This is a genomic window from Bradyrhizobium sp. ORS 375 (assembly GCF_000239775.1).
Lineage (GTDB): Bacteria > Pseudomonadota > Alphaproteobacteria > Rhizobiales > Xanthobacteraceae > Bradyrhizobium.
The window spans coordinates 17419-37762 of sequence record NZ_CAFI01000333.1; the positions used below are offsets into that span (position 1 = coordinate 17419).

The following is a 20344-nucleotide window of genomic DNA, read 5'->3' on the forward strand; positions in this document are numbered from 1 at the left end:
CCCGGCCGGAGGTGAGATTTTGGCCGCCGAATGCCGCCCGGAACCGACCGGCGCCGCAGACCCATCAAGCGACCATAAAAGACGATCACCATAAGAGACGATCAGGAGAGGAAGGTTCATGGAGCGCATCTGGCTCAAGCACTATCCGGCCGGCGTTCCCGCCGATATCGATCCCAGCCAATACCCGTCGCTGGTCGATCTGCTGGAGGAGAGCTTCAAGAAATTCGCCGACCGTCGCGCCTTCATCTGCATGGACAAGGCGATCAGCTACCGCGAGCTCGACGAGATGTCGGTCGCGATGGGCGCCTATCTGCAGGGCCTGGGGCTGGCGAAGGGCGCGCGCGTCGCGCTGATGATGCCGAACGTGCTGCAATATCCGATCGCGATCTCGGCCGTGCTGCGCGCCGGCTACGCGGTGGTCAACGTCAATCCGCTGTACACGCCGCGCGAGCTCGAGCACCAGCTCAAGGATTCCGGCGCCGAGGCGATCATCGTGCTGGAGAATTTCGCCCACACCGTGCAGCAGGTGGTCGGCCACACCCAGGTCAAGCACATCGTCATCGCCAGCATGGGCGACCTGCTCGGCTTCAAGGGGGTGATCGTCAATCTCGTCGTCCGCCGCCTGAAGAAGATGGTGCCGGCGTTCTCGCTGCCAGGCGCGGTGCCGTTCAACGACGCGCTCGCCGCCGGGCGCGGCAAGCGCTTCCAGAAGCCCGTCATCGGTCCCGACGACGTCGCCTTCCTGCAATATACCGGCGGCACCACCGGCGTCTCCAAGGGCGCCACGCTGCTCCACCGCAACGTCGTCGCCAACGTGCTGCAGAACGATGCCTGGCTGCAGCCGGTCATGGACAAGCCGCCGCATGTCGATCAGCTGCTGATCGTCTGCGCGCTGCCGCTCTATCACATCTTCGCGCTGACCTGCTGCTTCCTGCTCGCGGTGCGCGCCGGCGGCGCCAATCTGCTGATTCCCAATCCGCGCGACATCGCGGGCTTCATCAAGGAGCTGATGAAGTATCAGGTGAACACGTTCCCGGCCGTCAACACGCTGTACAACGGCCTGCTGCATCACCCCGACTTCAAGAAGATCGACTTCTCCAAGCTGAAGGTCTCCAACGGCGGCGGCATGGCCGTGCAGCGTCCGGTGGCCGAGCAGTGGAAGCAGGTGACGGGCTGCAGCATCGCCGAAGGCTATGGCCTGTCGGAGACCGCGCCGGTGCTGACATGCAACGTGCCGACCTCGACCGAGTTCACCGGGACGATCGGCCTGCCGCTGCCCTCGACCTTGCTGTCGATCCGCGACGATGACGGCAACGAGGTGCCGCTCGGCCAGCCCGGCGAGATCTGCGCCAAGGGCCCGCAGGTGATGGCCGGCTACTGGAACAGGCCTGACGAGACCGCCAAGGTGATGACGTCGGACGGCTTCTTCCGCACCGGTGACGTCGGCGTGATGGCCGCCGACGGCTCGGTCAAGATCGTGGATCGCAAGAAGGACATGATCCTGGTCTCCGGCTTCAACGTCTATCCCAACGAGGTCGAGGAGGTCATCGCGACCCATCCGGGCGTGCTCGAAACCGCGGTCATCGGGCTGCCGGACGAGAAGACCGGCGAGGTGGTCAAGGCGTTCGTCGTGAAGAAGGATCCCAACCTCACGCCCGAGGACATCATCAAGCACTGCCACGAGCAGCTGACGAACTACAAGGTGCCCAAGCAGATCGAGTTCAGGACCGAGCTGCCCAAGACCAATGTCGGCAAGATCCTGCGTCGTGAGCTGCGAGACGAGAAGAAGAATCCGGCGGCCGCGGCTTGATCCGTTGGCGGCGCAACACCGTTGTGCGATGACGGAGTCGTGATCACGGCGGGCCGTTGCCGTTTGCGGCCCGCCGCATAGTGTAGCGCGCCACGCGCGAGACACGCTCGCAAGACACATCCAGGGGAAGGAGTAACTCGAATGACCATTCAGGTTGGCGATCAGCTGCCGCAGGCCCAGTTCCGCGTCATGACCGGCGAAGGCCCGCAGGTCAAAACCACCGACGATATCTTCAAGGGCAAGAAGGTCGCGCTGTTCGCGGTGCCCGGCGCCTACACCGGCACCTGCCACAAGATGCATCTGCCGAGCATCTTCCTCAACGCCTATGCGATGAAGGACAAGGGCGTCGACAGCATCGCGATCGTCTCGGTCAACGACGCCTTCGTGATGAACGCCTGGAAGCGCGACACCGACCAGCGCGACGAGGCCGTGTTCCTGGCCGACGGCAATGCCGAGTTCACCAAGGCCATCGGCATGGAGCTCGACGCCTCCGGTGCCGGCCTCGGCATCCGCTCCAAGCGCTACTCGATGCTGGTCGAGGACGGCAAGGTGACGAAGCTGAACCTCGAAGCCGCGCCGGGCAAGGTCGAGGTCTCCGGCGGCGACACGCTGCTCGGGCAGCTGTGAGTTAGAGCGCTTTGCTGTAGATGATCAGTCGTTCCGGGGCGCGAAGCGAACCCGGAACCTCGAGATTCCGGGTTCGACGCTGACGCGTCGCCCCGGAATGACGGCGGTCACTCGCAACAGAAGAAGACCTCAGCCCCGCACGTTCTTCTGCATCCGCGCCATCGCCACGCCATCGCGCGCCAGCTGGTCGGCGCGCTCGTTCTCCGGGTGGCCGGCGTGGCCCTTGACCCAGTGCCAGGTGATCTTGTGCGGCTTCAGCGCGGTGTCGAGGCGCTGCCAGAGCTCGGCGTTCTTGACCGGCTTCTTGTCGGCGGTCTTCCAGCCGTTGCGCTTCCAGCCGTGGATCCAGCCGGTGATGCCCTGACGGACATATTGGCTGTCGGTGTAGAGCTCGACCTGACAGGACTTCTTCAGCGCCTCCAGCGCCGAGATCGCGGCCATCAGCTCCATGCGGTTGTTGGTGGTGTGCGGCTCGCCGCCCTTCAGCTCCTTCTCCTTGTCGCCGAAGCGCAGGATCGCGCCCCAGCCGCCCGGGCCGGGATTTCCCGAGCAGGCGCCATCCGTGAAGATGCTGACGACCGGAAGCTCGCTCATGCCGATGCTCCGATGCCGTAATCGCGCGCGCTGGTCACCGCCTGGTGGAAGCGCAGCTTGCGGACATATTCGAGCGGGTCCTTCGGCTTCACCAGCGCGCCGGCGGGCACGTTGAGCCAGTCGACCAGGCGCGTCAGCAGGAAGCGGATCGCGGCGCCGCGCGCCAGCAATGGCAGCGCCTCGAGCTCGGCCTCCGACAGCGGTCGCGCCCGGCCATAGGCATTGAAGAAGGCGCGCGCCTTGGTGACGTTGAGAGAATGATCGGCCTCGAAGCACCAGGCGTTCAGGCAGATCGCGACGTCATAGGCGAGGATGTCATTGCAGGAGAACGGAAAGTCGATCAGCCCCGACAAATGATCGCCGAGGAAGAACACGTTGTCCGGGAACAGGTCGGCGTGGATGACGCCCTCCGGCAGATGCGTCGGCCAGGTGCGTGCGAGCAGATCGAGCTCGGTCGAGAGCAGCGCGGACAGCCCGGGCTGCACGGTGTCGGCGCGATCGGCGGCCTGGGCGAACAGTGACTGCCAGCCCGAGACCGACAGCGGGTTCTTGCGTACCAGCGGGAAATCGCGCCCTGCGAGATGCATCCGCGCCAGCGCCTCTCCGACCCCGGCGCAATGCACGACCGCCGGCTTGCGCGGCCACATGCCTTCGAGGAAGTTGATGATCGCGGCCGGGCGGCCCGACAGGCTCGAATAGACCGCGCCGTCGCGGTTGCGCGCCGGTTGCGGGCAGCTGACGCCGCGCTCGGCGAGATGCGCCATCAGGCCGAGAAAATACGGCAGATCGTCCACCGCCACGCGCTTCTCATAGAGCGTGAGGATGTAGGAGCCCTTGGTGGTGTGGAGCAGGAAGTTGGAGTTTTCGACGCCCTCGGCGATGCCCTTGTAGGAGAGCAGCTCGCCGATGTCGTAGGTCTTGAGAAAGTCCGCAAGCTCGTCGGCGGCGACGTCGGTGTAGACCGCCATGCGCTGTCCTGATTCTCGAAGTTCGCCGGCCCCACCTCCCCCGACGCGAACTTCGTCACCGGGGCGGATCAATGGACCTTTCATCGCGCATGCCGGCGCATCGTTCAAGACCGATGCGCCACCGCGGGCCGATAAAGAACAATCGCGGGCGGAGGTCTTACTCGGCCGCCGCTTCCGGCCGCAACGAGCGCGGCAGCGGGAAGAACTCGTTCTCCTCGGCCGCCGAGACGGTCTCGACATGCAGCACATAGCGCTCGGCGAACGCGCCCATGATCTCCTCGACAATCACCTCGGGGGCCGAGGCGCCGGCGGTGATGCCAAGGCTCTTGATGCCCTCAAAGCGCTTCCAGTCGATGTCCGAGGCCCGCTGCGCCAGCACCGCGATCGGGCAGCCCTCGCGCTCGGCGACCTCGCGCAGGCGCTGCGAATTCGACGAATTCGGCGCGCCGACCACGATCAGCGCATCGACCACCGGCGCCACCTTCTTCACCGCCAGCTGGCGGTTGGTGGTGGCGTAGCAGATGTCTTCCTTGTGCGGGCCCGAGATATTCGGGAAGCGGCCCTTGAGCACCGCCACGATGTCGGCGGTATCGTCGATCGACAGCGTAGTCTGGGTCACGAAAGCGAGGTTGTTCGGGTCCTTCGGGGTGAAGGTCGCCGCGTCCTCGGCGGTCTCGATCAGGGTCACGGCGCCGGGCGGCAGCTGGCCGACGGTGCCGACCACCTCCGGATGGTGGGAATGGCCGATCAGCAGGATCTCGCGCCCACGCTTGAAATGGATCGCCGCCTCGCGGTGGACCTTGGTGACCAGCGGGCAGGTCGCGTCCAGCGAGAAGAAATTGCGCGCCTGGGCCTCGGCGGGAACCGACTTCGGCACACCATGGGCGGAAAACACCACCGGTGCGTTGGTACTGTCGGGGATCTCGGCCAATTCCTCCACGAAGATGGCGCCCTTGGTCTTCAGGCTGTCGACGACGTATTTATTGTGCACGATCTCGTGGCGGACATAGACCGGGGCGCCATAGATGGCGAGCGCCCGTTCCACGGTATCGATGGCGCGGACCACGCCGGCGCAGAAGCCGCGCGGCGAGCAGAGCACGATTTTGAGGTCTGGTTTGGCTGCCATCGGGTGATCTGACATGGGCTGATCTAAGGGCCTGATCTGTGCGGGCTGGTTGCGGCGACCGGAGCACCCCGGGCCGGCAAGCGGGGGCGGTCGAGACGGCACGGCTTCGAGCTAGATTGCGTTTGAGTAGGACGCTTTCGAATAGGACTTGGGACTGCTTTCGAGCCCTGTCAAGGCCGTTTTCGTCAGGCCATTGCGCCCTGCCCCCGGGACGGCTTATATAGGGCGAATTCCCCGTCATCGCCGATGACCGCAGGTTTCGCCTCCCAGGGCCGGGGCGGAGCACAAAGGAGATTTGCCATGAGCAACGCCCCGCTGATGCCGAAGGCAACTGCCGTGTGGCTGGTCGACAATACCGCGCTGACCTTCGACCAGGTCGCCGATTTTACCAAGATGCACCCGCTGGAGGTGCGCGCCATCGCCGACGGCGACGCCGCCCAGGGCATCAAGGGCATGGACCCGATCTCGACCGGCCAGCTCACCCGCGAGGAGATCGAGAAGGCCGAGCGCGACCCGAATTACCGGCTCCGCCTGCAGGAGAGCAAGGTCGTGCTGCCGCCGCAGCCGAAGCGCAAGGGGCCGCGCTACACCCCGGTGTCGCGCCGCCATGAGCGCCCGAGCGCCATCCTCTGGCTGGTGCGGAACCATCCCGAGCTGAAGGACGCGCAGATCATGCGTCTGGTCGGCACCACCAAGACCACCATCGCCAGCGTCCGCGACCGCACCCATTGGAACGCGCAGACCCTGACGCCGATGGATCCGGTGACGCTTGGCCTGTGCTCGCAGATCGAGCTCGATTTCGAGGTGCAGCGCGCCGCCAAGGAGAAGCCGCTCGACGCCAACTACAGCGGCGCTACGCTGCTGCCGGCTTCCGAGACCACCCGCAAGGACGAGTACGAGCCGGCCGGCCGCGACGAGGACGACCTCAACGTCGACGCCGTGTTCGCCAAGCTCAAGACCATCGGCGGCAAGAAGCACGACGAGGACGAGGAGTAAACGCGAGGGCGTCCGACGCGCCTCAATATCATCTCGACCTCGCTCCTGGCACCGGTGCGCGAAACAATGCTCGGTGTCGTCCCGGACAAGCCTGCCGACGCGTAGCGGCGGCGGGCGCAGATCCGGGACCCATAACCACAGGGCGACGAAACGGCCCAGGCTGGTTGTGACTCAGCGCATCTGTCCTCACTCCTGCTGCGGCGTATGGGTCCCGGCTCAAGGCCGGGACGACAGCGATGGGGAGGCGCGAGCTCACCTCAAGCTGATAGTTTGGCTGCCGAAAACCTCTAAAAGACGCTCCCGAAAAAAATGGCGCCGGGGATGCCGGCGCCATGCAAGTCTGGGAGGAACGCAACAAATCAGAACTTGTAGGTGATGCCGGCGCCGACCAGCCACGGGTCGATGTTGGCGCGGCCGGTGACGGGAATCGCACCGTTGACGGTCGCCGAGTAGTTCGGCTGCAGCCACAACTTCTTGACGTCGACGTTGAAGCCCCAGTGCCGGTCGAGCATGTAGTCGAAGCCGAACTGGACCGCGGCGCCCCACTGATTCGAGATGTGCAGGTTGGTCACGGCGAGGCCGTTGAACACCTGGTTGGCCGCGCTCTGATTATAGAACACCGTGTAGTTCACGCCGGCGCCGACATACGGCTTGAACGCACCGAAATCGGTGAAGTGATATTGCAGCGTCAGGGTCGGCGGCAGCAGCCAGGCCTTGCCGACATTGAGGCCGTCGAGCGCGCCGGTGCCGCTGATCGAGTGACGGGTGACGCCGAGGATCAGCTCGGCCGCGATGTTCTTGGTGAAGAAGTAGCTGATGTCGAGCTCGGGCACGACCTGATTGGAGATCTTCAGGCCGGAGTTCGGCGACGACAGCGCCGGCACGCCGGCGACGTTCACGGTCGATCCGCCGGCGTCCGGCAGCACGCCGAGCGCGCGGACGCGGATCATCCAGGGATTCCATGCCTCGACCACCGGCGCCTTGGTATAGACCGGCGCCGCCGGCAGATCGGCTGCCTGCGCAGAGCCCGTCGCTCCGCAGATCGCCGCCAGCACCAGCATCGACGACGAGAGTTGGAAGGTTCTATTCATCGAGATCCCCATAGCCACACTTGAGCTGCACTTCCGCTCAGTTCGCGCAGGCAAGCCGCGCTCTTGCGGTCACAGATGTGGCAGGGACGCCATGGCGTTGGATTTGATCTCAATCAATCGGCGCTGTTGCAGGGCCGATGTCGCCAAACTGTTGCATACGCGACACGCGCCATGAGAGGCGGTTGCAGTCGCGCTCAGGGACGATCGGGATGGTTCATCATGTATTCGCCGAGATCGCGCTGCCGGCGATCGGCGCGCGCCTCGGCGCGCTGCCGCTGCACGTCGCGATCCTTGCGGCATGCGACGTATTCCGAAGAGCCCACCGCGACCTTGCCGCCGGCCTGGCAGACCGCATCGTCGTCATCATTGCCGAGCGCGACCGCGGGGCCCTGATTGCGTGAGGCGCAGGCCGTGAGCGAAAGCGCGGCCATCAGCACCAGGGCCAGTCGGGCGGAGGTCTGTCGCATCGGGGGATCCATTGTCGTCAATCGGGCTGGCCGTTGCTTGACGGCAATGGATGCCGGGGTCAAGCCCTGCCAATCGTCCGCCACGGGGCTGTCACGCCAGACGAGGTGACCAGTTAGTCACTCCGTCATGCCCGGGCTTGTCCCGGGCATCCACGTCGTTCCCAGTGTGCCGCTCGACGTGGATGGCCGGGACAAGCCCGGCCATGACGACGCTGAGATAGACGGACGCGAAAACTGCGACGGTCAATGCGGTAGATCTGCGGGTCAAGTCGGCCGCAGCTGTCAGCGCCGCGACGTCACACCCTGCTCTTCAGCGCCTCGCCGATCTCCTCGAGCACCTTGGGATCCTCGATCGTGGCCGGCATGCTCCATTGCTCGCCATCCGCGATCTTCTTGATGGTGCCGCGCAGGATCTTGCCGGAGCGCGTCTTCGGCAGCCGGCCGACGGTGATGGCGAGCTTGAAAGCGGCGACCGGACCGAGCTTGTCGCGCACCAGCGCCACGATTTCCTTTTCGATCACCGACGGGCTGCGCGAGACGCCGGCCTTGAGCACGAGGAACCCGCAGGGCACCTCGCCCTTGATCGCGTCCTTGATGCCGAGCACCGCGCATTCGGCGACATCCGGATGCGAGGCGAGGATCTCCTCCATGCCGCCGGTGGAGAGCCGGTGGCCGGCGACGTTGATGATGTCGTCGGTGCGGCCCATCACGAAGACATAGCCGTCCTCGTCCTTGAAGCCGGCATCGGAGGTCTTGTAGTAGCCGGGGAATTCGCTGAGGTAGGATTCCTTGAAGCGGTCCTCCTGCTGCCACAGCGTCGGCAGGCAGCCCGGCGGCATCGGCAGCTTGATCACGATCGAGCCCATCGTGTTGGCGGGCACGGGCTTGGCGGCCTCGTCGACGATGTCGACCTGATAGCCCGGCATCGGCACCGTCGGCGAGCCATGCTTGACCGGCAGCAGGCCAAGGCCGACCGGATTGCCGGCGATGCACCAGCCGGTTTCGGTCTGCCACCAATGGTCGATCACCGGCACCTTGAGCTGCTGCTCGGCCCATTCCACCGTCGGCGGGTCGGCGCGCTCGCCGGCCAGGAACAGCGTGCGGAACTGCGACAGATCGTATTTGCGCAGGAACGTGCCTTCCGGGTCCTCCTTGCGGATGGCGCGGAAGGCCGTCGGCGCGGTGAACAAAGCCACCGCCTTGTGATCGCTGATGACGCGCCAGAACGCGCCGGCATCGGGCGTGCCGACCGGCTTGCCCTCATACATCACCGAGGTCGCGCCATGGATCAGCGGACCGTAGATGATGTAGCTGTGGCCGACCACCCAGCCGATATCCGAGCCGCACCACCAGACTTCGCCGGGCTTGATGCCGTAGAGATTTTCCATCGACCATTTCAGCGCGACGAGATGCCCGCCATTGTCGCGCACCACGCCCTTCGGCTTGCCGGTCGTGCCGGACGTGTAGAGGATGTAGAGCGGATCGGTCGCCAGCACGGGCACGCAGGGCGCGAGCTTGCCGTTGGCGAGCGCGGATTTGCGCAGCGCCGCCCAATCATAGTCGCGGCCGGGCTTCAGCTCGCAGACATGCTCGGGCCGCTGCAGGATGATGCAGGCCTGCGGCCGGTTGTCGGCGAGCTCGATCGCCTGGTCGAGCAGCGGCTTGTATTGCACGATGCGGCCGGGCTCGATGCCGCAGCTCGCCGACAGCACCAGCTTCGGGGTCGCATCGTCGATGCGGGTCGCGAGCTCCTTGGCCGCGAAGCCGCCGAACACCACCGAATGCACGGCGCCGATGCGGGCGCAGGCGAGCATCGCGACCATCGCCTCCGGCACCATCGGCATATAGAGGATGACGCGATCGCCCTTGGCCACGCCGAAATCCTGCATGATCGCGGCGAGCGTCTGCACCTCCTTCAGCATTTCGGCATAGGTGATCCTGGTGACGGAGTTCGTCAGCGGCGAATCGTGGATCAGAGCCAGCTGGTCGCCGCGGCCGGCGGCGACGTGACGGTCGAGCGCATTGTAGCAGGTGTTGACGACGGCGCCGGCGAACCAGCGCCCATAGGCGCCGATCGACGGGTCGAAGACCTTCTTGGCCGGCTCGATCCAGTCGATCGCGCGGGCGGCCTCGGCCCAGAACCCTTCCGGATCCTGCAGCGACCGTGCATGGACCTCGTGATAGCGGCTCGCAGCGCTCATGACGTTTCCCCAATCTGTGTTTATTCCCGACTATTGTCCGGGACAAAGCGACAGTTCAAGCCGTCATGAATTGATCCAGATCAGGCGGGCCTGAACCTCCGGCAATTTTCCAGGCTGGATCAATGCGCTGCGTCGCGCAGGGTATCCAGGCGACGCTGCATGGCTAGACGAAGGTCGTAGCCGGGCTTGCCGAAACGGGCGTTGCGCTCGGCGATGAAGTCGCGCTGCGTGCTGCGCAGCTCAGCCGCGGCGCGGCCGCGGGAGCCCTTCAGGAGCCGCGCGTAGCTTTCGGAAATGCCGAGATCGAGCACCGAGAGCTGCGGGTCGGCACAGATCACCTTCTCGACCTCGCGCACAGCCGTGGCGCAGTCGAACGACGGGCCGCTGCGCTCCGACGGCGCATTCAAGGGACGCGGCGGCTCGGCACCGAACTTCTTGATCTCGGCCAGCATGACGCGGCGGCCGCTCGCGGCGTTGTCGTTGCCGGGATCCAGCCGCAGCGCGGCCTCATAGTCCGCCAGCGCCTTGGCGCGCTCGCCCATCTTGCGGAACAGCACCGCGCGATTGTTATAGGCGAGCGCAAAATTCGGATCGAGGCGCAGCGCCGCGTCGTAATCGCTCAGCGCGGCACCGAGCTCGTTCTTGAACTGATGCGAGTCGCCGCGATTGGTCAGGAAATTCGGCTTCGGCTGCAGTTTGATCGCCTGGTCGTAATCGGCGATCGCCTTGTCGTAGTCGCCGAGCGACTGATAGGTGAGGCCGCGGTTGTCGAAATATTCCGGCACTTTCGGATCACGCCGGATCGCCTCGTGATCGTCGGCCAGTGCCTTGTCCATCTGGCCGAGCTTCTTGTAGGCGGCGGCGCGATTGGTGAAGGTGCGCGGACGGTCCGGATCGAGCCGGATGGCCTCATTGTAGTCCTGCACCGCCTTCTCGTTGTCACCGCGCAGATAGAACGCGACCCCGCGGTCGGCATAGGCCTGCGCATAATCCGGCTTCAGCCGGATGGCCTGGTCGTAGTCGGCCAGCGCGCGATCGAGCCGGCGCTGCCCGGTATAGACAACACCGCGCAGCTCATAGGCCTCGGCGTCATCGGGATCGAGCGAGATCGCCATGCTGAGATCGGCCGTGGCCTTGCCGGCATCGCCGCCGGCCTCGCGCATCAGGTCGCCACGCAGCCGATAGGCGCGCGCATTCTTGCCATCGAGCGCGATGGCGCGGTCGAGATCCCTTAGCGCCTGGGTCATTCCCCCCGTGGTACGGGCGTGAGCGTCAGCGCGGGCGACGAGAGCAATGGATTGATCCCTGGGCGAGGCCGAGGCCTGCTCGATCGCGGCGCTGCAGGCGCTGATCAGCTGCGAGGGCTGTGCCTTGCTTCCCAGGGCACATTCGGTGTCCGCGGCGCGCGCCGGCACGACGCCGAGAGCCGCGACGAAGCCGGCGACGAGACAGAGCGTGCGGTAAGATGAGCAGGACGAGATCGAAAGAGCAGATGCGCGCATCGGCGTAGGACCTTGGACGGGACGGGTCAACTGTCCCGTTGTCGTCCCCGGCCGGAACTGGGTTCAAGCCGCCATCCTGATGGTTAATAGCCGTCGGCCCCGTTCAGCCGCCGCAGACGGTCCTGCATCGCCTTCTTCAGATCGTAACCGCTGCGGCCGAACGCGGCATTGCGGCGGGCGATGAACGCATCCTGCTCGCGCTGCAGGGCGCGGGCCGCGGCCGGCCCCGACGCCTCGCGAACCACCCGGGCATGCGAGCCGTCGATCTCGCGGTCGAGATTGGCAAGCTCCGGATCGGCACAGATCGCCTTCTCGACGGCGCGCCGCGCCGTCGCGCAATTGAAGCTCGGCCGGCCGGCGACGGCCATCTGCGCGCCGAGACGCTCGAGCTCGACGGCGAGCATATGATAGTTGCTGCGCGCGCCGACGTGATCCGGGTTGAGCCGCAGCGCGGCCGCGAAATCGGCCAGCGCCTTTGGCCGGTCACCCTTCTTCCGATACAGTTCGCCGCGCGCGTTGAAGATGTTGGCGAGCGTCGGATCGAGCTGCAGGGCAATGCCGTAATCGGCGATGGCGCGATCGGTCTCCCCCCTGGTGATGTAGATCGAGGCCCGCGCGATCAACGCATTGATGCGGTCGCTCTTTGGAACCTTGGTATTGTCGATCAGCGCCCCGCATTCGGTGAGCACCTTGTCGCCGTCACGCGCCTCCGACGCGGCGATGCAGGCGGCGGCATCGACCGCCGGCTCCTTTGCCGGTTCGGCCGCGCCGACTGCATGTGCCGCTGTTGCGAACAACAGCCCGAAGGCCACGAGCGCGGCCAGCCGCCACGCGTGGCCGCGGCGAACGGCCCTGGCCCGTAATGAAGCGGATATCAGCAAGGCGGCTGTTTCTCTCAAGCGTGGACAAACCGGAGATCGACGGGAAATCAACGTCCTTCGTCGACCATCACTATACAGCGGCGGGGTAGCCGCGGAAGTGCTTCCCATGAGACCAAGGATTCGCGAGCGCCCATCCCCAATCACGAGCGGTCAGGCAATTGAATTGCGCGTGATCCGCTGACGCGTTCCGCTCGCGACCTCGTGGCTGCAGCGGGTCGGTCGCGATCGCCACGACAGTGAACCTGTGGCGCCCGGAGCAGACAGAACCTCCATGACGATCCTGACAGAGCATTCGCGCGCACGCGGCGTCATCGCGTCCCCTGCGCGCACTTTTTATTTCAAAATGGCCCTGGCCTGCATGGCCACGGCGTTCCTCGGATTTGCACCGACCTATTGGCTGCCGCTGGCGCGCGGCTCGTTCTCCGGCGCGCCCGTGGTTCATTTCCACGGCTTCCTGTTCTTCACCTGGACCCTGTACTTCACGCTGCAGAGCTGGCTTGCGGCGTCAGGCCGCACCGCTTGGCACCGCGCGCTCGGCATCTTCGGGGTGTCGCTCGCCACGGCGATGACGATCTTCGGCTTCCTCGTGGCAATCGAAGCGATGAAGCGGTCCGCCGCGATCGGCCAGCCCAACGAGGGCATCGCTTTCGCGATCGTGCCGCTCAGCGGCATCGCCTTCTTCGCCATCGTGTTCGCGCTCGCCGTGATGCAGGCGCGGCGGCCGGAAACGCACAAGCGGCTGATGCTGCTCGCGGGCATCTCGCTGCTGGATGCTGCCGTCGCGCGCTGGTTCCTGACCTTCCTCGCGCCGCCCGGCCCGCTCGGTCCGCCGCCGGTGTTCGTGACGATCCCGCCGGCCTTGGTCGCCTATCTGCTGCTCGTCGTCGCCATCGTCTACGACCGCCGCACGTTCGGACGCGTCCATCCGGTCTATGTCTATGGCGGGACTGCGCTGATCGCGGTGAAGCTCCTCAACTGGCCGATCAGCATGACGTCGGCGTGGCATACGATCGCCGGCGGCATGTTGGCGATGGCGCAATAGCCGCGCAACTGATCCCTCCGACACCCCTCGTCATTGCGAGGAGCCGAAGGCGACGACGCAATCCAGGGGCGCACGACGACTCTGGATTGCTTCCGCCTTCGCCTAAGAAGGCTTCGGCGGACGCGTCGCTTCGCTCGCAATGACGCAGGAGCGATCAAACATCAACTCCGGCAGGTCAGTCCGCCATCCACCACCAGCGTGATGCCGGTGACGTAGCGCGACTCGTCGGAGGCGAGGAACAAGGCCGCGTTGGCGACGTCGAACGCGTCGCCCATGTGTCCCATCGGCACCTGCGCGTCGCGCTTGCGCCACATCTCCTCGACGTCGCCCTTGGCGTAGCTCGCGGCCAGGCCCGCGGAGTGCTCGACCATCGGTGTCTTCATCAGCCCGGGAAGGATCGCGTTGACGCGGACATGCTTGGGCGCAAACTCGACCGCGGTCGTCCGCGTCATCTGGTTCATCGCCGCCTTGCTGGCGCCGTAGCTGACATAGGAGATGCCGACCTGGCGGATCGACGCCACCGAGGAGATGTTGATGATCGAGCCGCCGCCCTGCCCGATCATCACGGGAATGACGTGCTTCATCGCGAGATAGGCGCTCTTGAGGTTCACCGCGAACACGCGGTCCCATTCGGCCTCCTCGACATCGACAACGCTGCCCATCTCGGCGATCCCGACGTTGTTGTCGAGCACATCGATGCGGCCGAATGCCGACATGCAGGCCTTGACCATCGCCTCGACCTCGGCCGCTTTCGAAACATCGGCGGTAAACGCCTCGGCCTGCCCGCCCTCGCCTGAAATGATCGCGGCCGTCTCCGCCGCGGCTTCCTTGTTGCGGTCGACGCAGAACACTCTGGCGCCGTGCCGCGCGAATGTCACCGCAGTGGCCTTGCCATTACCCCATCCCGGCCCGATCGAGCCGGCGCCGACCACCAGCGCCACCTTGCCCTTGAGACGATCCATCGCGTTCTCCCGTCGCTTGTTTGTTATTGGTCACAGGCGCTCATCATGATGGTGGCGGCGCCGATGTCATGGCCGAAGATCTCCGAGATTGTCCGGCATTGTCCGTCGTTGCAGATCCGCCATTCGCCGGCCGCGCCGGAATTTGCGAGCACGATGCGCGACAGCGGCTCACGGTCGACCTGCCATTCGTACCAGCCATCGACCAGCCGGGCCTCCGGCGGCGGCTCCATGCCGGCACCCGAGCCTTTGACTCGCGCCTGCACCAGTTGCAGACGATCTCCCCTGACGCGCCAATCCTCCTGCCACCCCGTCTTCTCGACCGAGTGGGTCCAGGCCAGCGTGAAGGCCGCGAGCGCCAGCGCCTTCACGACGCCGGCGGAGGCGAGACAGAGGCTCAAGCGGATGCCACCATCGCCGACGGCGGCCGCTGCCGCCATTGCCAGGCGACGATCACCACCGCCAGCGCAAAACCCAGGAGGTCGCTATACGGGAACTCGCCGAGCAGGCAGACGGATGCGCCAAACGCCAGCAGGCGCTCGATGACCGTCATGCGCGTGTACAGGAAGCCAATCGCGACCATGCCGAACAGGCCGATCGAGATCAGCGCCTTGACGAACGCGTACATCACTGCTCCGAGGAAACCGATCTGCGCCTCCATCGGGTCCCCCGGCTGCAGCATCAGCGCCGGCGAATAGACGAACAGGAACGGGATGACGTAGCCGGCGAGCGCGATGCGCATCGCCTCCCAGCCGATCTTGTCCGGGTTCTCCTTGGCGATTGGCGCGGCCGCCAGCGCCGCCAGCGCCACCGGCGGCGACAGGTCGGCCATGATGCCGTAGTAGAATGCGAACATGTGGCTCGCGATCAGGGGCACGCCGAGCTTGGCGAGCGCGGGGGCGGCGAGCGCTGCGGTGATGATGTAGGTCGGGATGGTCGGAATGCCCGTGCCGAGCAGAATCGACAGCAGCATGGTCATGATCAGCGCCGCGAACAGGCTGGTCTTGCCCAAGCCGATCACCCAGCTGCCGAAGATCGAACCGACGCCGGTCTGGGTCATCATGCCGATGATCACGCCGACGATGGCGCAGGCCATGCCCACAGTCAGCGCCGACTTGGCGCTGTCGGCAAGCGAGTCACGGCAGGCGTGCAGCGTGGCCATGCCACCGCGCATGAAGCCGGTGAGGACGACCAAGGCGAGCACGACCGAGGCGACCGGCACGATCTGCAGGCCGTTGCGCGACAGCGCACCGACCACCAGCGCCAACCCGATCCAGAACACGTAGCGCAGCACCTGGTTCGAGAAGCCCATCGTGATCGAGGTGCCCAGGATCAGCGCCACCGTCAGCGCCAGGCCCATTGAGCCCGCATAGAGCGGCGTAAAGCCCTCAAACAGCATGTAGACGAGAGCGGCCAGCGGCAGCACGAGATACCAGCGCGCCACCAGCGCCTTCCAGGCGCTCGGAATCTCCGACGGCTTCATGCCAGTCAGGCCGTGCTTGCCGGCCTCGAGATGCACCATCCAGAAGGCGGACGCGAAGTAGAGGATCGCGGGGATGACGGCGGCCTTGACGATGACCGAATAGTCCACGCCGAGCGTCTCGGCCATGATGAAGGCGACCGCGCCCATGACCGGCGGCATGATCTGGCCGCCCATCGAGGCGGTAGCTTCGACGCCGGCCGCGAAGGCGCGGCGATAGCCGAAGCGGATCATCAGCGGAATCGTGAACTGACCGACGGTGACGACGTTGGCCACGCCGGAGCCGGAGATCGTGCCCATCATGCCGGAGGCGAACACCGCCACCTTGGCGGGGCCGCCTCGGGTACGGCCGAACAGGCCGAGCGAGACGTCGGTGAACAGCTGGATCATGCCGGCGTGTTCGAGGAACGAGCCGAACAGGATGAACAGGAAGATGTAGGTCGCGGAGACATAGATCGGCACGCCGTAGAAGCCCTCGGTGCCGAACGACAGATGCGTCACGATCTGATCGAAGTCGTAGCCGCGGTGGTTCAGCGGCGCCGGCAGATACTGGCCGAAGAACCAGTACAGCAGACAGGCGCCGCACATCAGCGGCAACGCCAAACCCATCAGCCGGCGCGTGCCCTCGAAGATCAGCACGGCGAGCAACGTTCCAACCACCAGATCCGCGCGTGTCGGATCACCGTCCCGCGCGATCAGGTCGGCGTAGAAGATCCACTGGTAGAGACCGCACAGAAAGCCCACCGCGCCGATCGCCCATCCGGCGATCCGCCCGGCGTCGGTCTTCGCGGTGAAGTTGCCGATCAGGCCGAAGGTCAGCAGCAGCAGGAAGCCGACATGGACACCGCGCACGACCTGGCTCGGCAGATAGTTGAAGGCGGCGACATAGAGCTGGAACAGCGCGAAGGCGAGACCGATGCCATAGGCAAGGTAACCCCAGCGGCCGGGGCCAAACCCTTCAGGAAAGCCGTGCTCGAAATTGTCGAACTCGACCTTGACCGGCGTCTCCATGTTCACGGCTTCGATCGTCATGTTTCCCCCAACGCGCCCAGAAACCGGCCGGCCCTTAGCATCCCGCTTTAACGACAAGACTGCGCGGGAGGTTTCCCGCGCAGTCATATGCAAACGATCCGGCCCGCAGGGCGGTCCGGGCAAGCAGCGGCTTTATTTCAGGACGCCCTTTTCCTTGTAGTAGCGGATTGCGCCCGGATGCAGCGGCACCGGGCTGTCCTGCGCGGCCGTTTCCAGCTTGATCTCCTTGCCGGCGGCATGCGCGTTGGCGAGTTCCGGCAGGGATTCGAAGATCAGCTTGGTCATCTGATAGGCGAGATCGTCTGAGACCGCCGAGCTGGTGACGAGATAGTTGATCACGGCGGCGGTCGGCACGTCCTTGTCCTGGCCGGTATAGGTATTGGCCGGGATGGTCGCGGCGACGAACGGCGCACCGATCTTGTCGACCACCTCCTTCGGCACCGACACGACCGTGATCGGCGACGAGGTCGAGAGGTCCTTCAGCGAGGCGACGCCGAGACCAGCCGACTGCAGCGTGGCGCTGAGCTGGCGATTCTTCATCAGGTCGACGGACTCGGCGAACGGCAGATATTCCACCTTGCCGAGATCCTTGTAGCTCATGCCGGCGGCCGCCAGGATCGCGCGCGAGTTCAGCTCGGTGCCGGATTTGGGCGCGCCGACCGACAGGCTCTTGCCCTTGAGATCGGCCAGCGTCTTGATGCCGGAGTCGGCCGTCGCCACGATCTGGATGTAGTTCGGATAGATCGCGCCGAGCGTGCGCAGCTTGTCCAGCTTGGACTTGAAGCCGGCTTCCTCCTCGCCGTTCCAGGCCGCTTTCAGCGAGTCGCCGAGCGCGAAGGCGAGCTCGCCGCGGCCCTGCTGCAGCAGGATCAGGTTCTCGACCGAGGCCTTGGTCGCCTGCACCTGGGTCTTCACGTTGGGGATCTTGTCGCCGTAGATCTTCCCGATCGCGACGCCCAGCGGATAGTAGACGCCCGAGGTGCCGCCGGTGAGCACGTTGATGAAGCTCTGCGCCTGCGCTGCGGGGGCGGCGAGCAGACTGGCGGCGGCCAGGAACAATCCGGTTGCAGTGCACGACAATTTAAGGAAACGCATGGGTCCTCCCATTGATTTTGCCGGCAAATTGGACGGCTGCGGGCGCGGGGTCAACCCATCCGAAAGACTGGCGCATCCCCGCGCCCGCTTCCGGAGCGTAGGGCTTGAAGGACGGGGTCCTGCATCTTCAACCCTGCATTGACGCGGCCGGACGCTTGAACCGCAGATGCAGAATCGCGTCGAGCGACGACAATCAGGTCGGGCGGCTCACTGGAAGGTCATGTCGACGCACTTGGAAATGTCGGACCCCAAGCCGGAGGAGATCGTGATGCAGCCGCGCAGCTTCTGCTGGGTGGCGTCCGCCACCCAGATCGAATAGCCGCCATTGCCGAAGAAGGAATTGGTGTTCGCCGGCTCGGTCTCGGTGGCATCGAACTCGTATTTCGAGTCGGTGTCGAACACGCGCGGCTTCTTGGTGCAGCTGCCGTCAGTCTGGACGTTCAGGACTTCCTTGTTGTCCCGGGTCAGCGACAGCGACACCTGGCAGCGGAAATACTCGGATGTCTTCACGTTGAAGAGATAGGCGTAGGACTTGCAGACGGCGGTGTTGAGCTTGCCGGCGGAGAGACCCCGGCTGCAGGCAATGCGCTGGTTGTTGGACAGTTTGAAGTCGTCGGCCCGGGCTGAAGTCAGCGCCACCAGCGACAAGGTCGCGACCCAACCGATTTTCGTGACGAGACTCATCCGAATCATCCCCAGAATGTTTTCTTGGCATTTGTTTCTAAACCACGCTGCAGGATAATCGCGAGACGGGCGAATGGAAAATCCGGCAAGCGTTCGCCGCGCCGCACGGCCCGACGTTGACGCTGCATAAATGTTCGCGATTTGTTCAAACGAAGCTGAATTGGAGGAGGACATGAAGCGCCTGGTTCTGAAAGCCTTGATTGCCGCCGGAGCGCTATGCGCGCTGACCAGTGTGAGCCGCGCAGCTCCCCCGGAGCCTTGGGACCTCAAGCCGGACATGGGCTATGCCTACGGCAAGGACGGCAAGACGCTCGCCTACAAGATGGGCACCAAGAATGCCGACATGCTGCTGAAGGGCGCCAAGAAGGTGCCGAAGGGGACGCTGTTCTTCATCGGCCAGAACGGCCAGCTCTACATGCGGACCGCGCCCTATCTCGAAGGCGACGGCAGCTTCTCGTTCGGCGCGGACGAGTGAGACCTGGGAGACGTGACGAACGCGCCTCATGACCAGCATCGTCCCGGCTTTCGCCGGGACGACGGCGGTTTATGTGGCGCGAGCGCGTTTCACCCACCGACAAGACGCGACGACTCCTCAGAACGCCGCCGCCAGCTCCTTGGCGCCGGGAAGGCTGCTCAGCGAGTCCATCCGGGCATCGGTCACCGCGAGCAGCTTGGCCACCGTGTTGTGACGGACGGCGACGGGATTGCGCTCATAGCCGCCGCGCTGGAAAAAGTTGGCGGTGGGGACCTGATCGCGCATCTCGAGCGGCATCGTCACCATATCGAAGCCGGTGCCGTCGCCGGTGAGATTCATCATCTCGAGCTCGGCAGCCGAGAGCGGCCGCGTGTAGCCCTTGGCGCGCGCAAACAACACCGAGGTCAAGAGCTTGTGGGTCTGCAGCATCGGCCCGACGTCGATGTCGAGCACCATCGCATGCATCGCCCAGCCCTGCTGGGTGTTGCCGATCTTTTCATGCGCCGACCATTCGTCCGGCACCGAGCGCGCGATCGCCACCATCTTCTTCAGCACGGCGAGCTTGTGCTCCATCGCACCACGCGCCGGACCTGACGTCTGCGCCACGCGCTCGCCGAGCACGCGGATGAACAGCGGCCCCTGCTCCGCGAGCAGTTCGACCGTGTTGGTGGTGAGCAGCTGATTGTAACCAATCGCTGTCGAAATCGCGCGATTGCCCTTGAAGCCGGACTGCGAGTCGTGGCGGCCGTTGCCGCCGGTCTCGAAAGAGTAGACGCGGACCGCCTGCTCACGCGTCAGTCCGGAAGCCGCGGCGAAGCGGGCATAGGCGCGTTTGAAATCGATGTCGTTGGTCGGGCGCTGCGGCGACCATTGGAAATGCTCCTGGGCCGCCTTCAGGAGATCGGCGACGACGGGGATATATTTCCGCTCGCGCGGCTCGCCCTCCGGCTCCGGCTCGGGGTTCACCGGCCGCTTCGGCCCGCTGTAGACCGGCGGCTGCTCCAGCACGTAGTCGTCGAGGCCGATCGGCTGACGGTCGCGGCGCTTGGCGTTGCGGATGCGGCGCTTGTCCGAAATCGCCTTCCAATAGGCGCCCGCTTCCTGATCGAACTCGGCGCGCGCCTGCTGATACTCGGCGAGTTTGCGCTGGTACTCGGCAATCGCTGCCGGCGAGGCCATCTGGGCGAAAGTATCGCGCAAGGCCGGAGCGGGTTCCGCGGCCAGCAAAGGCGGCGCGCCCACGACAGCACAGGTGAGAATCAGGGCAAGCTTGCGAATCGGCTGATGCAGCATGCCGTCCTTGTAGCCGAAACG

Annotated in this window: 19 protein-coding genes; 5 read left to right on the forward strand and 14 right to left on the reverse strand. The window is 65.3% G+C overall.

Annotation, left to right across the window (positions count from 1 at the left end):
• The first annotated feature begins 118 nt into the window (after positions 1–118).
• Both BRAO375_RS23765 and BRAO375_RS23770 read left to right on the forward strand, forming a co-directional pair.
• The gene (locus BRAO375_RS23765) at positions 119–1810 is read left to right on the forward strand and encodes a long-chain fatty acid--CoA ligase (RefSeq protein WP_009029996.1); all 1692 of its coding nucleotides are present in this window, start codon (positions 119–121) and stop codon (positions 1808–1810) included.
• Positions 1811–1951: 141 nt separating this feature from the next.
• On the forward strand, positions 1952–2437 hold the full coding sequence (locus BRAO375_RS23770) for a peroxiredoxin (protein ID WP_035641883.1): 486 nt from the start codon (positions 1952–1954) through the stop codon (positions 2435–2437).
• A gap of 129 nt (positions 2438–2566) precedes the next feature.
• On the opposite strand, the gene rnhA is transcribed toward BRAO375_RS23770, so the two are convergent.
• From rnhA to ispH, 3 genes are all read right to left on the reverse strand, one after another.
• Positions 2567–3037, reverse strand: coding sequence for a ribonuclease HI (gene rnhA / locus BRAO375_RS23775; RefSeq protein WP_175345358.1), 471 nt, complete (start codon positions 3035–3037; stop codon positions 2567–2569).
• Positions 3028–3999, reverse strand: a complete 972-nt coding sequence (locus tag BRAO375_RS23780) for a homoserine kinase (protein ID WP_009029999.1) — start codon at positions 3997–3999, stop codon at positions 3028–3030. The genes rnhA and BRAO375_RS23780 overlap by 10 nt, the downstream gene beginning before the upstream one ends.
• A gap of 157 nt (positions 4000–4156) precedes the next feature.
• On the reverse strand, positions 4157–5125 hold the full coding sequence (gene ispH, locus BRAO375_RS23785) for a 4-hydroxy-3-methylbut-2-enyl diphosphate reductase (protein WP_035641886.1): 969 nt from the start codon (positions 5123–5125) through the stop codon (positions 4157–4159).
• A 300-nt stretch (positions 5126–5425) separates the two neighbouring features.
• Between ispH and BRAO375_RS23790 the strand changes: the two genes are divergently transcribed.
• The gene (locus tag BRAO375_RS23790) at positions 5426–6121 is read left to right on the forward strand and encodes a DUF1013 domain-containing protein (protein ID WP_009030002.1); all 696 of its coding nucleotides are present in this window, start codon (positions 5426–5428) and stop codon (positions 6119–6121) included.
• Positions 6122–6480: 359 nt separating this feature from the next.
• Here the strand turns inward: BRAO375_RS23790 and BRAO375_RS23795 are convergent, their stop codons facing one another.
• From BRAO375_RS23795 to BRAO375_RS23815, 5 genes are all read right to left on the reverse strand, one after another.
• Positions 6481–7212, reverse strand: a complete 732-nt coding sequence (locus BRAO375_RS23795; RefSeq protein ID WP_009030003.1) for an OmpW/AlkL family protein — start codon at positions 7210–7212, stop codon at positions 6481–6483.
• Positions 7213–7406: 194 nt separating this feature from the next.
• Positions 7407–7679 (reverse strand): hypothetical protein, encoded by a 273-nt coding sequence (locus BRAO375_RS23800; protein ID WP_052536127.1) that lies wholly within the window; start codon positions 7677–7679, stop codon positions 7407–7409.
• 296 nt (positions 7680–7975) lie between these two features.
• The gene (locus tag BRAO375_RS23805; protein ID WP_009030006.1) at positions 7976–9880 is read right to left on the reverse strand and encodes a propionyl-CoA synthetase; all 1905 of its coding nucleotides are present in this window, start codon (positions 9878–9880) and stop codon (positions 7976–7978) included.
• Between the two features lie 119 nt (positions 9881–9999).
• Complete coding sequence (locus tag BRAO375_RS23810; protein WP_009030007.1) at positions 10000–11382, reverse strand: tetratricopeptide repeat protein; 1383 nt, start codon at positions 11380–11382, stop codon at positions 10000–10002.
• 83 nt (positions 11383–11465) lie between these two features.
• Positions 11466–12194, reverse strand: a complete 729-nt coding sequence (locus BRAO375_RS23815) for a tetratricopeptide repeat protein (RefSeq protein ID WP_009030008.1) — start codon at positions 12192–12194, stop codon at positions 11466–11468.
• Between the two features lie 340 nt (positions 12195–12534).
• Here BRAO375_RS23815 and BRAO375_RS23820 point away from each other — a divergent pair, with 340 nt between their 5' ends.
• A complete protein-coding gene (locus BRAO375_RS23820) occupies positions 12535–13305 on the forward strand; it encodes a hypothetical protein (protein ID WP_009030009.1) in 771 nt (256 codons plus the stop codon).
• A 161-nt stretch (positions 13306–13466) separates the two neighbouring features.
• On the opposite strand, the gene BRAO375_RS23825 is transcribed toward BRAO375_RS23820, so the two are convergent.
• The 5 genes from BRAO375_RS23825 to BRAO375_RS23845 all read right to left on the reverse strand — a co-directional run bounded on the left by BRAO375_RS23825 (position 13467) and on the right by BRAO375_RS23845 (position 18555).
• Positions 13467–14267: an SDR family NAD(P)-dependent oxidoreductase gene (locus BRAO375_RS23825; RefSeq protein WP_009030010.1), complete on the reverse strand. Its 801-nt coding sequence runs from the start codon at positions 14265–14267 to the stop codon at positions 13467–13469.
• Positions 14268–14290: 23 nt separating this feature from the next.
• Positions 14291–14665, reverse strand: coding sequence for a DUF1850 domain-containing protein (locus BRAO375_RS23830; protein ID WP_009030011.1), 375 nt, complete (start codon positions 14663–14665; stop codon positions 14291–14293).
• On the reverse strand, positions 14662–16755 hold the full coding sequence (locus BRAO375_RS23835) for a TRAP transporter permease (RefSeq protein ID WP_009030012.1): 2094 nt from the start codon (positions 16753–16755) through the stop codon (positions 14662–14664). Before BRAO375_RS23835 ends, BRAO375_RS23830 begins: the two co-directional genes overlap by 4 nt.
• Before the next feature lie 153 nt (positions 16756–16908).
• The gene (locus BRAO375_RS23840) at positions 16909–17871 is read right to left on the reverse strand and encodes a TAXI family TRAP transporter solute-binding subunit (protein WP_009030013.1); all 963 of its coding nucleotides are present in this window, start codon (positions 17869–17871) and stop codon (positions 16909–16911) included.
• 207 nt (positions 17872–18078) lie between these two features.
• Positions 18079–18555 carry a hypothetical protein gene (locus BRAO375_RS23845; protein WP_009030014.1) on the reverse strand — a complete coding sequence of 159 codons (477 nt, stop codon included), beginning with the start codon at positions 18553–18555 and terminating at the stop codon, positions 18079–18081.
• Between the two features lie 172 nt (positions 18556–18727).
• On the opposite strand from BRAO375_RS23845, the gene BRAO375_RS23850 reads away from it, so the two are divergent.
• Complete coding sequence (locus BRAO375_RS23850; protein WP_009030015.1) at positions 18728–19030, forward strand: hypothetical protein; 303 nt, start codon at positions 18728–18730, stop codon at positions 19028–19030.
• 117 nt (positions 19031–19147) lie between these two features.
• Here BRAO375_RS23850 and BRAO375_RS23855 read toward each other — a convergent pair whose 3' ends face one another.
• Positions 19148–20323, reverse strand: coding sequence for a hypothetical protein (locus tag BRAO375_RS23855; RefSeq protein WP_009030016.1), 1176 nt, complete (start codon positions 20321–20323; stop codon positions 19148–19150).
• Positions 20324–20344 lie beyond the last annotated feature (21 nt).

Bases quoted from the DNA above. Each gene is read 5' to 3' on its own strand.
- BRAO375_RS23765 (WP_009029996.1), top strand. From the start codon at position 119: ATGGAGCGCATCTGGCTCAAGCACTATCCGGCCGGCGTTCCCGCCGAT.
- ispH (WP_035641886.1), bottom strand. From the start codon at position 5,125: ATGGCAGCCAAACCAGACCTCAAAATCGTGCTCTGCTCGCCGCGCGGC.
- BRAO375_RS23810 (WP_009030007.1), bottom strand. From the start codon at position 11,382: ATGCGCGCATCTGCTCTTTCGATCTCGTCCTGCTCATCTTACCGCACG.
- BRAO375_RS23845 (WP_009030014.1), bottom strand. From the start codon at position 18,555: ATGAGTCTCGTCACGAAAATCGGTTGGGTCGCGACCTTGTCGCTGGTG.
- BRAO375_RS23805 (WP_009030006.1), bottom strand. From the start codon at position 9,880: ATGAGCGCTGCGAGCCGCTATCACGAGGTCCATGCACGGTCGCTGCAG.
- BRAO375_RS23835 (WP_009030012.1), bottom strand. From the start codon at position 16,755: ATGGAGACGCCGGTCAAGGTCGAGTTCGACAATTTCGAGCACGGCTTT.
- BRAO375_RS23855 (WP_009030016.1), bottom strand. From the start codon at position 20,323: ATGCTGCATCAGCCGATTCGCAAGCTTGCCCTGATTCTCACCTGTGCT.
- BRAO375_RS23790 (WP_009030002.1), top strand. From the start codon at position 5,426: ATGAGCAACGCCCCGCTGATGCCGAAGGCAACTGCCGTGTGGCTGGTC.
- BRAO375_RS23770 (WP_035641883.1), top strand. From the start codon at position 1,952: ATGACCATTCAGGTTGGCGATCAGCTGCCGCAGGCCCAGTTCCGCGTC.
- BRAO375_RS23820 (WP_009030009.1), top strand. From the start codon at position 12,535: ATGACGATCCTGACAGAGCATTCGCGCGCACGCGGCGTCATCGCGTCC.
- BRAO375_RS23850 (WP_009030015.1), top strand. From the start codon at position 18,728: ATGAAGCGCCTGGTTCTGAAAGCCTTGATTGCCGCCGGAGCGCTATGC.
- BRAO375_RS23780 (WP_009029999.1), bottom strand. From the start codon at position 3,999: ATGGCGGTCTACACCGACGTCGCCGCCGACGAGCTTGCGGACTTTCTC.
- BRAO375_RS23800 (WP_052536127.1), bottom strand. From the start codon at position 7,679: ATGCGACAGACCTCCGCCCGACTGGCCCTGGTGCTGATGGCCGCGCTT.
- BRAO375_RS23795 (WP_009030003.1), bottom strand. From the start codon at position 7,212: ATGAATAGAACCTTCCAACTCTCGTCGTCGATGCTGGTGCTGGCGGCG.
- BRAO375_RS23840 (WP_009030013.1), bottom strand. From the start codon at position 17,871: ATGCGTTTCCTTAAATTGTCGTGCACTGCAACCGGATTGTTCCTGGCC.
- BRAO375_RS23825 (WP_009030010.1), bottom strand. From the start codon at position 14,267: ATGGATCGTCTCAAGGGCAAGGTGGCGCTGGTGGTCGGCGCCGGCTCG.